Annotated in this window: 17 protein-coding genes; 15 read left to right on the top strand and 2 right to left on the bottom strand. The window is 40.1% G+C overall.

All coding sequences use genetic code 11. From position 1 onward, the window contains the following. Positions 1-183 precede the first annotated feature (183 nt). From LC1Nh_RS06115 to LC1Nh_RS06045, 15 genes are all read left to right on the top strand, one after another. Positions 184-627, top strand: coding sequence for a hypothetical protein (locus tag LC1Nh_RS06115; protein ID WP_153550818.1), 444 nt, complete (start codon positions 184-186; stop codon positions 625-627). Between the two features lie 333 nt (positions 628-960). Then, entirely contained in the window at positions 961-1,116 is a 156-nt protein-coding gene (locus LC1Nh_RS06110; RefSeq protein WP_153550817.1) for a hypothetical protein, read from the top strand. 210 nt (positions 1,117-1,326) lie between these two features. Continuing rightward, the gene (locus LC1Nh_RS06105; RefSeq protein ID WP_153550816.1) at positions 1,327-1,575 is read left to right on the top strand and encodes a ribbon-helix-helix domain-containing protein; all 249 of its coding nucleotides are present in this window, start codon (positions 1,327-1,329) and stop codon (positions 1,573-1,575) included. After that, positions 1,572-1,868: a hypothetical protein gene (locus LC1Nh_RS06100; protein WP_153550815.1), complete on the top strand. Its 297-nt coding sequence runs from the start codon at positions 1,572-1,574 to the stop codon at positions 1,866-1,868. The genes LC1Nh_RS06105 and LC1Nh_RS06100 overlap by 4 nt, the downstream gene beginning before the upstream one ends. 83 nt (positions 1,869-1,951) lie before the next feature. After that, a complete protein-coding gene (locus LC1Nh_RS06095; RefSeq protein WP_153550814.1) occupies positions 1,952-2,269 on the top strand; it encodes a nucleotidyltransferase domain-containing protein in 318 nt (105 codons plus the stop codon). Then, on the top strand, positions 2,262-2,633 hold the full coding sequence (locus tag LC1Nh_RS06090) for a HEPN domain-containing protein (RefSeq protein WP_153550813.1): 372 nt from the start codon (positions 2,262-2,264) through the stop codon (positions 2,631-2,633). The genes LC1Nh_RS06095 and LC1Nh_RS06090 overlap by 8 nt, the downstream gene beginning before the upstream one ends. Before the next feature lie 12 nt (positions 2,634-2,645). Next, a complete protein-coding gene (locus tag LC1Nh_RS06085; protein ID WP_153550812.1) occupies positions 2,646-3,380 on the top strand; it encodes a glycosyltransferase family protein in 735 nt (244 codons plus the stop codon). Continuing rightward, complete coding sequence (locus LC1Nh_RS06080; protein WP_153550811.1) at positions 3,377-4,195, top strand: glycosyltransferase family 28 protein; 819 nt, start codon at positions 3,377-3,379, stop codon at positions 4,193-4,195. The genes LC1Nh_RS06085 and LC1Nh_RS06080 overlap by 4 nt, the downstream gene beginning before the upstream one ends. A gap of 146 nt (positions 4,196-4,341) precedes the next feature. After that, positions 4,342-4,596, top strand: a complete 255-nt coding sequence (locus tag LC1Nh_RS06075; protein ID WP_153550810.1) for an AbrB/MazE/SpoVT family DNA-binding domain-containing protein — start codon at positions 4,342-4,344, stop codon at positions 4,594-4,596. After that, positions 4,581-4,991: a putative toxin-antitoxin system toxin component, PIN family gene (locus tag LC1Nh_RS06070; protein WP_153550809.1), complete on the top strand. Its 411-nt coding sequence runs from the start codon at positions 4,581-4,583 to the stop codon at positions 4,989-4,991. The genes LC1Nh_RS06075 and LC1Nh_RS06070 overlap by 16 nt, the downstream gene beginning before the upstream one ends. Then, complete coding sequence (locus LC1Nh_RS06065; RefSeq protein WP_153550808.1) at positions 4,988-5,833, top strand: hypothetical protein; 846 nt, start codon at positions 4,988-4,990, stop codon at positions 5,831-5,833. The genes LC1Nh_RS06070 and LC1Nh_RS06065 overlap by 4 nt, the downstream gene beginning before the upstream one ends. Continuing rightward, entirely contained in the window at positions 5,826-6,746 is a 921-nt protein-coding gene (locus tag LC1Nh_RS06060) for a glycosyltransferase family 2 protein (RefSeq protein WP_153550807.1), read from the top strand. Before LC1Nh_RS06065 ends, LC1Nh_RS06060 begins: the two co-directional genes overlap by 8 nt. Then, a complete protein-coding gene (locus LC1Nh_RS06055; RefSeq protein ID WP_153550806.1) occupies positions 6,743-8,068 on the top strand; it encodes a sulfatase-like hydrolase/transferase in 1,326 nt (441 codons plus the stop codon). The genes LC1Nh_RS06060 and LC1Nh_RS06055 overlap by 4 nt, the downstream gene beginning before the upstream one ends. A gap of 5 nt (positions 8,069-8,073) precedes the next feature. Then, positions 8,074-8,901 carry a glycosyltransferase family protein gene (locus LC1Nh_RS06050; protein ID WP_153550805.1) on the top strand — a complete coding sequence of 276 codons (828 nt, stop codon included), beginning with the start codon at positions 8,074-8,076 and terminating at the stop codon, positions 8,899-8,901. Next, entirely contained in the window at positions 8,898-10,085 is a 1,188-nt protein-coding gene (locus LC1Nh_RS06045; protein WP_153550804.1) for a glycosyltransferase, read from the top strand. The genes LC1Nh_RS06050 and LC1Nh_RS06045 overlap by 4 nt, the downstream gene beginning before the upstream one ends. Here LC1Nh_RS06045 and LC1Nh_RS06040 read toward each other — a convergent pair. Continuing rightward, positions 10,075-10,932, bottom strand: coding sequence for an alkaline phosphatase family protein (locus LC1Nh_RS06040; protein ID WP_217907042.1), 858 nt, complete (start codon positions 10,930-10,932; stop codon positions 10,075-10,077). The two genes, LC1Nh_RS06045 and LC1Nh_RS06040, sit on opposite strands and share 11 nt — an antisense overlap. Next, complete coding sequence (locus tag LC1Nh_RS06035) at positions 10,929-12,224, bottom strand: UDP-glucose dehydrogenase family protein (protein ID WP_153550802.1); 1,296 nt, start codon at positions 12,222-12,224, stop codon at positions 10,929-10,931. Before LC1Nh_RS06035 ends, LC1Nh_RS06040 begins: the two co-directional genes overlap by 4 nt. Between the last annotated feature and the right edge of the window lie 37 nt (positions 12,225-12,261).

The raw sequence follows: 12,261 nt of genomic DNA, 5'->3' as shown, positions 1-12,261 counted from the left end.
GTAGAACTACTAAGAGTTCAACGTTTTACTGAGATAACAGTGTGATCATATGATAAGTATGTTATCTTTTGATAGCAGTGTTATTTTTGCTTTTGCTATCTAAGAAACTCTCTTCCATACGAAATCAGGGGGTGGCAGGTCAAATTCAATTAGTATTTTAGTGTATAATCTGCACTATAGTACATGATTGACGCTTCTAGAGGCGAAATAGGCTATCATGAATTGGCAAAGATAATGGCTTCAAAGGGATATTCAACAGTTAAGCCTGACATAGATCAGGGTGTAGACATGTTGGCAGTGAAAGATAATGAAATAGCACTTATTCAAATAAAGACAGTTATTTACACGGATGGTAATACTAAAAAGAATATAACAGCATCCGGTAGCAAAAATGGTCGCTTGGATGTCCGTTATGAAGGTTTAAACTTGGTTGTGCTTTGTATGGACAAAAAATTGCAGAGATTGTACTCTTTGGTTTTTTCTCCAGAAAATATACCAAGTGTCCAGTGTTTATGGGTTCCTAAGGATTCTGAACAGTTGGATAAGTACTCTGAGTATAAATCAAACTTTAAGGATCTCAAATTTAGCTCATTTGGAGGTTCAAATATGGCTTTAACTGATTTCTAGACCAGGTCATAATCTTTGTTTTAGACTTCTCTAAAGTTAATTCTTAGCGAACAATGAACCTCTTTTAAACTGGTTTACCAGTGGGTTACAACTCTTGTTTCGAAAACTTTCTGACGGATATTGATTCTAATTTAGCTAGAAAAATTACTTTGTTCTCAATAAACTATTCTAAACTCTTTTCGAATTTACTCGAATCTTTTGTATACTTCTTTGAATGTGTTCGATCTATATAGAACTTCTCGACCCCCTGATTTCATGTGGAACTTTGGGTTGTTGCTACTCCTCAGAGCCTCTACGATACATTAAAAACATTAGTATTTCCTAACTAACTTAGTGAGCGGACACGGAGATCACGGTCATTCAGATCATGGACCTTCTCGAAACAAGAAAATGCTCGCCAACTTCATATCAACACTAATCGTCGGATTCTTCAGAACACTGATCTCAATCTTCGGCACAATCTTCGGAATACTGTCCAGGATGGCCTAAATAGTTCAACTAATGAGAAGTCTTATTGGTTTTCTAGTTCGATTACCTCGATAGAGATAAGGAAGACCTTTCTCAGTTCGATGGAGAAGTAGAAGAAATTATCAGAGATAAAAATGAGGGAGTAGAGTATAAAGGAACAAGTCACGAAGACTACAAAGAAACATAAGATGTAAAACATTTGTGAAGTATCTGTGTTACATGTGGTTTTGAATGGGTTCGATAAATGTTAGAGTACCGGATGACCAGAAAAAACAGATAGAAGAAACAGCTGAGAAAGAGAACTATCCTTCTCCCTCTGAGTGGGTGCGAGAGGCTATAAGAGAGAAACTGAAACGAGAGACAAAACTATACCCTAAAGAAGTTGAAAGGATTTTGGAAGTCTGGGAGAAAGAAAAGAAGGGAGAGCTTGAGACTACTCCAGCAGATGAAGTCTGGGAAAATCTAGGGATCAAGGAATGAACATTGACTTCGTTGAAGGAGCAGAAAAAGAGCTTAAAGAGTTAGAGAAAGAACAACTAAAGGTTATTAAAGAAAAGATTGAGGAACTCAAAGACGATCCAACAAACCATGCTGACGCCAAACTAATCCAGATTAAAGGAAGAGACATATACAGGTTAGAAATAAAAGAAGAAAGAATGGGCAAAAACGACCACATAGCCATATATGATATAGAAAATGGCAACATAAGGATTTACAGCATATTCTACAGAGAACCTGGTTATCCTGAGGAAGAAATATCTGACAGATTTTAACCATGCCAAGAGAAAACTGAGATTCTCATTCCTGTCATCCATATGTAAAAATCCATATAATATTCTGTTCAGCAATATTGATTATGTCGGAACTACCTCACAGAAAAGCATTTGAACAATTCGCAGAACAAGCACAGAAAGAACTAGGCGATTCACTGGATAAACTGTTCCTGTATGGTAGCGTGGCCTGTGATCAACAGACAGAGCAGTCAGATGTAGATATTCTCGCAGTGGTTGAGGTCACTGATCAAAAGGAAAAACTCCGAGACATAGCTTTTGAAATAGGTATTCAGTACGGCATATCTTTCTCACCTATAGTAAAGACTGAAAAAGAATACGAAGAAATGAAGAACACGGTATACGGACGAGAGGTCAGATCGACCGGTGAACTATATGTCTGAATCTGAGAAATTTATGGATTTAGCTGAAGAGTCACTAAATGACCTCAAAAGAGTTAAAGGAATATCAGATAGGATGTACTGGAACTCGCTTTACTATTCTATCTTCTATGCAGCTAAATCTGTCTTACTAAGCAAAGGTTTCGAACCTAAGACTCACGAAGGTGTTGACAGCCTAGTAGGCAAAGTTCTCTACAAGGATGAAAATCTAATAGAAAGTGAAGATGCCAAGTTCTTTTCCAGAATAAAAACAGCAAGGGAGGAAATAGACTACGATCCTGATGCAAAAATAGAATACGATAAACTCGATATGAGAGACAATGCCGAAAAATTCATTCAAGAAATGAAAGAGATAACAAGCTCATAAACAGATATTACAATGGAAATTAAACAAAACACCGTCTTCGTATACACACTATCCAGCAGGAAAAACATGGTTCAACAATGCCTCAGAAGCATAGCCACACTCAAACAACATGTAGAACCGGAGAAAATCAAGATATTCTACACTCCACCATACGACAAAGAAGACGAAGAAGCTTTGAAGGATACTGGGGCAGAAATAATCAAAAAAGAGAACCAGACGGAAGCATTCAATGTCTCCAGAAGTTTACCAGAAAGCCACTACGGTGAGAAAATCAACCTTTGTTCTCTAGAGTCGGAGAATGTCGTATTTCTGGACTGCGATACAGTAATAGGCAACGATATATGGGAAGTAATAGAAGGAGACTTCGAGTTCAAGGCCCGACCCGGTTCAGCCGATCTGGAGAACTGGGAAGACCTGTTCGAGGAACACGGTGAGGAATACATGGACTGGATGCCGAACGCAGGGTTCTTGATATTCAAGAACGGTCTCCATCAGGAAATACAGGATAAATGGGTCAGATATGTGAACTCTGATCTTGAAAGCCAGGGCAAGGTCAACCATCACGAACAGTACGCTTTAGCACTAGCTGTTTCAGGACATCACACTCAGCCCATGACTAAGAAAGAACATGTATTCGAATGGAACAACGAGAAAATCCCGGACGCAAATATATATCACATAGAACAAGCAGCCGGCAGCTCAATAGTAAATGTCGCTAAGAACTACTTGAAGAAGCTGAAACCATGACAAAAATCATTCTAGGTTCTAGGCACAGTGGGCACGCAACAGCAACGCCAGCAGTCAAAGCTAGGATAGAGGAAGAAATAGAAGATCCAGAGTATATCGTGGTTACAGATCGAGACGATGAATATGACTACGATTTTGCACAAAAAGTTTACAGAGCACCTAGCTGGAGACCTACAGGCGGAAAGTTCTACAGGCCTATAAGGGCTTTGAAGAACTTCTATCGAAGCTGGAAAATACTTAAGAAAGAGAAACCAGAGAAAGTAGCAGTTTACGGAGCCAACACCTCTTTTCCGATCGGTTTAATAGCTGCTCTAAAAAGGATAGAAGTTATAGCAGTAGAAGCAGAAAACAGGACAAAACAGCCTAGCCTGACACCAAAAATCCTCAGCAGATTCTCATCTGTCAGAGTCTGGGTTTCACAAGACGAACTACTTGACAAGTATCACACTGACAAAGTTGAGAACAAGCAGATAATACAGTACAGGGACTTTTCAGAACATGAATCCGATGAAAAAGACAATGAACTGCTTGTCATACCCTCCAGCAACGACCCGGAACTACAGGAAAAATACTGGAAGGACATATCACATGAAGAGTTCCTTGACCTTATGGGTAGGACTGAGACAGTTGTAACTCGTGGAGGAATGGCTTCTTACGAAGCAGCAAACCTTGCAGAAAAAGTCTTGGTAAGACCATCGGATCATGCAGGAGGACACCAGGAAAACTTCGCAGAATGGCTGTCAGAAAAGTATGAGAATGTTAAGGTTGTGGCTGATAAATCTTTCAAGGATTTGATTGAGAAATTTGAGAAATAATACTTTCTAAATTTTGGCAGGGTTAGAGTAGGAACAGTTTAAACTTTAGTAGGGTTAAAACCTGCTTGGCATGATTCTTATATCGGGTTATAACTGCTGTGAAATTAGCCTAAGATTTAAATGTTTTACAGTTTAACTGTTAAACTATGAGTGAGGATATAGTGAAGATGTCGCCCAAGGGTCAGCTCGTTGTACCTAAGGATATCCGTGACAAGGCTGATTTCAGCCCTTCTGATCGCTTCATAGCAGTCCAGGTTGAAGATGGTGTGATGTTCAAGAAAATCAGCTTTGATGTTAAAGAGGAGTATGAGAAACTGAGCAACAAAGTCCAGGAAAGATTCCAGGAAGAAGGTTTAGAGAAAGAAGAGATTGAGGACGCGATAGAATGGGCGAGAAAGTAGTTTTAGACACAAATGTCTTGATTTCAGCTATTGGTTGGGACGCCAAACCAGAAGAATGCCTAGAACTAGCTCTCGGAGAAGAAATAGATGCTTTTGCCACACAGTCAATGATTGATGAGGTATCAGAAGTCCTGGAATACGACAAGTTTGACTTTTCGGAAAAAGAGCAGCAAAAGTTCCTGGAAATACTGGTATCTGAATTCCTATTCATCAGTTCAGAAGAGTCTATAGATAAATCACAAGATCCTGAAGACAACAAATTTCTCGAATGCGCAGTATCCGCCAATGCAGACTACATAATTTCCGGAGACTCGGACCTACTAGAACTAAAAGAATACGAAAATATAACAATAGTAAAGCCACAAAAATTCTTAGAATTGAGAGGACAAGAATGACGCAGAAACAAGACATCCACGGAACAGACTGGGACTACCTCATCATCCTAGACGCATGTAGATACGACTACTTCAGAGACAACTATGAGGGCTTTCTAGAGGGCGACCTGAAGAAAGTCAAGAGTAGAGGCTCCGCAACACCAGAATGGCTGTGGAACACTTTCGACGGCAGAAGATATAACTACAACTACATCTCCGCCAACCCATACATCAACGGCCAAGGTCTGTCACTGGGAGATCTTGTCAGCGGTCAAGACCGGGACTGGAGTGCAGCCGACAAATTCACGAACATAGTCGACTCCTGGATACACGACTGGGACGAAGAAATAAACACAGTAAGACCAGAAGACTTCAGGAAGACAGCTGAAGAAAACCTAGATGGTTCAAAGACGATAATACACTTCATACAGCCACACAGACCGTTCATCTCACTAGGAGAAACAGACTTCGACTGGGCGCCAAAAAACAAACTAGAAGACGAAGAAGAATCAACACTGAGGAAAATACTGGATACAACAAGGCCGATCTGGAACCCTTTATTCGAATTAACACCTTACAGATTCCAGACCAAAGTTAAGGAAATACTGGGGCTAGGAAACAACTACGAAAAACTAGCCAGAGAACAAGGCGAAGAACAAGTCAAACAATACTACACAGAAGACCTCAGGCTAGCCTTAGAACAAGTAGAAAAACTAGTAGAACAACTAGAAGGCAAAATAATAGTCACATCAGACCACGGAGAACTACTAGGAGAAGGAGGATGGGGCCACAGCATAGGAAGAAAAGAAAAAGAACTTGTTGAAGTGCCTTGGTTAGAAGTGAAAGGTGCGGTTGATGATTAAGTTCTCCGTAATAGTTCCAACCTATAAGAGAGATGAAAAGCTGGAGAGAGCTCTTGAAAGTATTATATCACAGACCTACACCGACTTTGAGCTGATAGTGGTAGATGACAATCCTGAACAAGAAGATAAAGAGAAGGTTAAAGAGATAGTTGAAAGTCTTGACAAGGATATTGACCTGGAAAGACACATTAACGACAATGCGCAAGGTGTTTCATCTGCCAGAAACCTCGGCATACAAAATGCTTCTGGAAAATATATTGCTTTCCTAGATGACGATGATGAATGGAAACCAGAAAAGCTAGAGAAAGAAGCAGAAGATTTCAAGCAAAACAATTACGATGCAGTATACTCAGCTATAGAGGCGTACAGAGACGGAGAGGTTCAAGATATCGTAAGGAAGGAAGAAAAGCTAGGTCTTGAACAGATACTTGAAAGAGACAAAATAGGTTCGCCCTCCAAAGTTTCAGTTAAGAAAGAGGTTCTAGAAGAAATAAACGGTTTTGATGAAGATATTCCAAGTGGAGAAGACTGGGACCTATGGATAAGACTGATAGAAAACGAAGCAGAGTTCGGCTATATCAATGAACCTCTAGTTCGTTATCATCAAAGCGACGACTCCAAAAGCAGCCAGGTGGACGTAGCAACAGAAGGACGAGAAAAGATAACAGAAAAACACTCAGATCTACTAGAAAAAGCCGGATCAAAAGTAAAGGCCCGGCACCACCTTAACAGAGCCAAGAAACAGTACACTCTGAGAGATAACAGAGGAACTGAAAAACACTTGTCTAAAACTATCAGAAATAACTCTCTAGAGCTAGAGGCTTATGCTTTATTTGTTCTATATCTTTTCAGGAGACTGACAGGTAAAGATCTCATAAATATAGCTGTGAAGGTCAAAAGGGTTTTCAAATGAATATAGTTCTCTTAGTTGTCGATACCTGGAGAAAGAAAGATTTTGTAAAAGATAATTCGATAGCTCCATTCCTATCTGAGAAATCGGAAGAAGGTCTTCATTTGGAAAACTACTACGCTAACTCTCCCTGGACTGTGCCAGCGCACGCATCACTTTTCTCAGGGAAGCTATCCTCAGAACATGGAACAACGACAGAAAACACCTATTTCAGCGAAGAGAACATGTTGACATCGATGCTTGTGTCAAAAGGATTTAGTACCTCTGCCTTCACAGAGAACCATTTGATAACAGAGGAAACAGGGTTCAGCGAGGGATTCCAGCAGTTTGTACAGACAACTGAAGACCTCGGAGGAGATACTTGGAAAGAGATCTGGCAGAAAGACGACGAATTCTCCGGCAGAAAAGAAAAATACAGCTACTTCTTCAAGAAGACTATAAAGAAACGAGATATTGATTCAGCTAAAAGTTTCTTCCGACACATAACCGATAAGTTCACCTCAAGAGAAGCAGACCACAACTCGGGGAAAACAGTAAGAACTCTAGAAGAAGCGAACAAGAAACTCAAATCCGAGAAAGATGAATTCGTATTCGCCAACATCATGCCGGTACACTCGCCTTACACATTTGACGAAGAAGACAGGGAGTCATATCTATCCGATTATTCTGAAGAAGAGGTACTAGACGCCTCACAGACTAAGGTCCTCGAAGATTACCTGCCGGAAGGATTCTCGGACACCAAGCTCGATATACGACAGAAAGCATACAAGGCCTCGATAAGATATGCCGACAGAAAAATAAGAAACTTCTACAGAGAAGCTCCAGAGAATACAGTCTTCATTGTTCTTGGTGATCATGGAGAACTGATAGGAGAATACGAAAAGCAAGGAACCAAGCTAATAGGCCACCACCTCGGCACCTACAAAGAACTCGTAGAAGTACCTTGCATCATCTTCAGCAAAGGTAGAGAACTAGACTTGGAGATTGATGAAAGAGGTCTCTACAGCCACACAGAAATGATAGACATAATTCACGGCCTCATTCAAGACAGCGAGGTAGAATCCCGGGAAATACTTAACTCAGAATACTTCGGCAGAAAAGGGTTCGTCCAACAATTTGGAAGAAAAATACCGGAAGGATGCGAACAAATCTACAACCGCAAAAGCTTCTCTTTAATTAATTCAGAAATAAAATATGACCTAACCACAGAAGGTGAATACGTCTGGAAATCAGAGGTCTTAACAGAAAACGAAAAAATGGATCTGGATAAAGCCACTGAATTGAAAAGCAAAGCAAAAGTACTGTATGAATGGAGAGTTGAATAGTAAAAATGAAAGATTCAGAAGGAGTTGTCTATATAGTCACTGAAGAAAACTACTTTAGAGAATTTGAAAAATCAGCTAAGCAGCTGAAAAAGACAAATGATGTGCCTATAACTCTAATAACTTTAGAAGAGAAGCAGTATGACTTTATTGATGAAAATATAGTTGTTGATGATCCCGGGAAAGGAAGCGATAAGATTTACTTATTGGAAAAAACACCTTATGATAGAACACTATACCTTGATACTGACACCTATGTAGTAGACGAGATCAATGAACTCTTTGATGTGCTAAATCAATTTGAGCTAGCGATTAGAAGAGCGCCTCAGAGAGCATCAGAAGAGATGGAGGATGTTCCACCAACATTTTCGGAACTAAATACGGGAGTGATAAGCTACCGTAAGACGGACGACGTTCAACAGCTCTTCGATGACTGGAAAGAACTATATGAAGACCGGTCATACGAAAGCCACAGAGACCAACCAGTATTCAGGAAAGCCCTATATTACTCCGATGTAGACTTTACAACAATACCCTCTGAATACAACTGCAGATTCGGAATACCAGGATACCTCTACAACGAGGCAAAAATACTACACGGAAGACTAGACAAATTTGATACAATAGGGTACAGATTCACAGTAATGCCAGAAAAAGCTCAAAAACAACTCAACAATAAAACAAGTTCAAGAGTCCATTATCTCAAAAGAAATAATCTAAAAATCAAAAAAATCAACCCAAGGTCTTGGGATAAACTATATTCCGCGCTAAAGTGGTATGGTATAAAAGAAACTATTGAAAGAACAATTGAGAAAATTAAAGGTTTGAAAAAATGAAGATACTATATATTCTCGGTAACTTCCCAAAAGTTTCAGAGACCTTTATTCTAAATGAAATTTATCAGTTAGAGAAGAGAGGTCATCGGATAAAAATTATTGCCTTCAATAATCCCGAAGAGGATATTGAACACGATGAACTGTCTAACATAGCAGCAGAAGTTCATTATATAGATTCTATAAGAAAGAAGAGTATCTATAAAGCTCTACCTACAACTAAAAAAGATGTAAAGGCGCTAGTTAGCTTGCCAAAAACGGAAACGATGATTAAAGAGAAGATAAAGAATCTCTATCGTACCAAACAGATGAGCAAAATTTTGGATGGCTCAGATTATGATCCAGACATTTTAATGACTCATTTTGCCCATAACAATAAATATTCTGTAGAACACCTTTCTTCGATTTATTCTGTACCTTGGGTTATTGAGGTACACGCCGCAGATATATTCAAGAAGGGAAGAAAAGAACAAGGCAGCAAATTACTACGATATCCTCAAAAGATAGTCACAGTTTCAGAGTACAACAGAAACTATCTCAGAGAAGAATTCTCGCTTGAAAAATCTATTGATATAGTGCCCGTATCTATAAGACCTGAAAAGTTCGAACCTAAAGGCCTTAAAGAGAAAAACAAGATAGTCTCTGTAGGCCGGCTTGTAGAGAAAAAAGGATTCAAATATGGAATAAAGGCCTTCGCAGAGTTGAAAGAAGACTATCCAGAACTCGAGTACACTATTATTGGAGAGGGAGAACTCGAAAACGAACTCAAACAACTATCGGAGGAGCTTGGAGTAAGAGAGGATATCAACTTCATGGGCTATATCTCCGACCAAGAACTAAAGAAACAGATAGAAGAAGCAAAGGCCTTCATCCTCCCATGCGTAGAAGCAGAGAGCGGTGATCTCGACGCTATGCCGATGGTTCTCAAAGAAGCAATGGCTTTAGAAACACCTTCTGTATCAACCACTGTATCAGCCATACCGGAACTGATAGAAGACGGAAAAGATGGTCTCTTGGCAGAGCCAAAGAACCCTGAAGTACTAAGCGAGAAACTCTCCAAACTTATACAGTCAAAAGAGACAAGAGAGGAAATGGGTGGAGAGGCTCGAAGAAAAATAGTTGAGGACTATGATATTGCCAAAAATATTGAGGTTATAGAGGAGAGCTTCAGAAAAACTATAACCTAGCGTCCTGAATCTCCAAGATCTTATCATAGAAGTCCGTAATCTTAGGAACTTCCTCTCCAAATAACTCTCTATTGGAACTGTAGAAAGCATTTTCGTTATGCCCATTCTCCGTAGGCAAACCATGATCGGACATAAAAATAATTGTATCGTAGTCTTCGGAGAAGTATTCTAAGATTTCCTCGGCTAGGTCATCTGTATCTTTGTATAACTCTTCCAGTTTATTTTCATCGTAAGTCGATAAATTAGGATCTCCATAACAGTGCTGATGCATGTCAGGCCTGAATATATGAACCATCAGGAAGTCGTGCCATTTATTCACTGGTCTAAAAATCTCGTTCTTTCGTCTGGTATGTTCATGTGCGTCCCAAAAGTAACCCCAAGGCCTTTTCTCCATGCTTAAGTCTCTGAGATCTCTTCCTGTTCCGTGTTTAGTCCAGAATGGACTTGGGTTATATCCAGGAACGTACATGGCTTTAGAATTCTCTATTTCTTCGAATATGCTATCGCCCTCTAGATCTCTTTTATCGAATTGTCTATCGCCTTGTTTGGCAATATCTCTTAAAATCTGTTTAACAGTATATCCGCCTCTAACTTTTTGAGCGACTTTGCTTGGTATTAAAGAAGGAAGCCAGTGTTCTTCTTTCTTTAAACCTTTTATCCCGTGTTCTTCTCTTGTTTTGCCGGTTATGAAAGAAGCAAATAGTTCTGAAGTCTTTATACTTGACATTCCAGTCTTGTTATCTATAGAGCCGTATTCTTCCTGCTTCACATGCTCTAAATCAAACTCCTCTATCAGTTCTTTGTCAAGACCGTCAAAAGCGATTACTAGTACAGAGTTTTCGCTCATGGCCATGTAATACCCTCTCTGTTTTCTTCATCTACATCGTAGCTCATTCTGCGACCTTCAAGCAGTAAGGCTTTGTTCATGGTCTGTAGGTCTCCACGATCGATGGCGTTGAATTCGTCCCAGTCTGTTACTATGAGACCTGCGTCTGTATCTTCCAGAGCTTCTTCGTAGCTGGAGGTGTATTCTACATCCGGATGTTTTTCTTTCATGTTTTCGATCGCTTTTGGATCATAGGCCTTGATTTGTGCTCCGAGTTCTTTCAGTTCTGAGATGATATCGATTGCTGGACTTTGTCTGATATCATCAGTCCCAGGCTTAAATGAGAGGCCTAATACTGCGATCTTCTTTCCTGAGAGGTCAGGGTAGTGGTCTTCGAGCTGTTCGACTAGTTTGGTTTTCTGGTCTTCGTTGACGGAGATTGTATCTTCAAGTATACGTGGTTCTTCTCCTTGATCTTCCATAAATGAAGCAAGTGCTCTCACATCTTTTGGGAAACAACTCCCGCCGAAGCCGGCCCCCGAGTCTAGGAAGTCTCTTTTGACTCTGTGATCCATTCCAACTCCGTCTGCTACTTCGTAGACATCTATACCAAGTTCTTTACACAGGTTGCCGATCTCGTTGATAAATGAAATTTTAGTTGCTAGCAGAGAGTTGGAAGCATATTTAATCAGTTCGGCCGCCTTCAGAGAAGTTCTCATAATTGGTGCATCAAATTCCGAGTATACTTTCTCCAGTGTGTCTCCGGATTTCTCATCTAGTTCGCCGATTACTATTCTGTCTGGTTCTAGGAAGTCGTTTAGTGCGGTTCCTTCTCTCAGGAATTCCGGGTTCATGCATACCCCGAAGTCTTCACCGGCTTTTTTGCCGGAAACTACTTCTAGTATAGGGATTATTTCTTCTTCGGTCGTTGTAGGAACTACAGTAGATTTAACGACGAATACGTGGTATCCGTCTTTTTCCTTTATTCCTTCTGCTGCGTCTTCAGCAGCCTGTTTAATATACTCTAGATTTATGCTTCCATCATTGTTCATCGGCGTTCCGACAGCCAGAAAAGTAATATCTGAGTCGGCTACAGCTTCAGCAGTGTTTGTAGTAGCAGAAAGTTTTCCTTGAGAAACCATCTCTTCAAGTAATTCTGGAAGATCTTCTTCGTAGATTGGACAGTCTCCATTGTTGATCTTCTCTACTTTTTCTTCGTCTATATCTATACATGTGACTTGGTTTCCTCTGGATGCCAATCCTGTTCCTGCCGGCAAACCGACATAGCCTGTTCCTACGACTGAGATGTGCATACTTTTTGTTTGCCGAGATAAGGATAAAAGATATCGG

The organism is Candidatus Nanohalobium constans (genome assembly GCF_009617975.1).
GTDB classification, from domain to species: Archaea; Nanohalarchaeota; Nanosalinia; order Nanosalinales; family Nanosalinaceae; genus Nanohalobium; species Nanohalobium constans.
Note: the sequence above shows the minus strand (reverse complement) of the source record. Positions and strands in the feature narration are given on the sequence as shown.

Coding starts and splice junctions, on each gene's coding strand:
- LC1Nh_RS06115 (WP_153550818.1), top strand. CDS start 184: ATGATTGACGCTTCTAGAGGCGAAATAGGCTATCATGAATTGGCAAAG.
- LC1Nh_RS06105 (WP_153550816.1), top strand. CDS start 1,327: ATGGGTTCGATAAATGTTAGAGTACCGGATGACCAGAAAAAACAGATA.
- LC1Nh_RS06100 (WP_153550815.1), top strand. CDS start 1,572: ATGAACATTGACTTCGTTGAAGGAGCAGAAAAAGAGCTTAAAGAGTTA.
- LC1Nh_RS06095 (WP_153550814.1), top strand. CDS start 1,952: ATGTCGGAACTACCTCACAGAAAAGCATTTGAACAATTCGCAGAACAA.
- LC1Nh_RS06090 (WP_153550813.1), top strand. CDS start 2,262: ATGTCTGAATCTGAGAAATTTATGGATTTAGCTGAAGAGTCACTAAAT.
- LC1Nh_RS06085 (WP_153550812.1), top strand. CDS start 2,646: ATGGAAATTAAACAAAACACCGTCTTCGTATACACACTATCCAGCAGG.
- LC1Nh_RS06080 (WP_153550811.1), top strand. CDS start 3,377: ATGACAAAAATCATTCTAGGTTCTAGGCACAGTGGGCACGCAACAGCA.
- LC1Nh_RS06075 (WP_153550810.1), top strand. CDS start 4,342: ATGAGTGAGGATATAGTGAAGATGTCGCCCAAGGGTCAGCTCGTTGTA.
- LC1Nh_RS06070 (WP_153550809.1), top strand. CDS start 4,581: ATGGGCGAGAAAGTAGTTTTAGACACAAATGTCTTGATTTCAGCTATT.
- LC1Nh_RS06065 (WP_153550808.1), top strand. CDS start 4,988: ATGACGCAGAAACAAGACATCCACGGAACAGACTGGGACTACCTCATC.
- LC1Nh_RS06060 (WP_153550807.1), top strand. CDS start 5,826: ATGATTAAGTTCTCCGTAATAGTTCCAACCTATAAGAGAGATGAAAAG.
- LC1Nh_RS06055 (WP_153550806.1), top strand. CDS start 6,743: ATGAATATAGTTCTCTTAGTTGTCGATACCTGGAGAAAGAAAGATTTT.
- LC1Nh_RS06050 (WP_153550805.1), top strand. CDS start 8,074: ATGAAAGATTCAGAAGGAGTTGTCTATATAGTCACTGAAGAAAACTAC.
- LC1Nh_RS06045 (WP_153550804.1), top strand. CDS start 8,898: ATGAAGATACTATATATTCTCGGTAACTTCCCAAAAGTTTCAGAGACC.
- LC1Nh_RS06040 (WP_217907042.1), bottom strand. CDS start 10,932: ATGAGCGAAAACTCTGTACTAGTAATCGCTTTTGACGGTCTTGACAAA.
- LC1Nh_RS06035 (WP_153550802.1), bottom strand. CDS start 12,224: ATGCACATCTCAGTCGTAGGAACAGGCTATGTCGGTTTGCCGGCAGGA.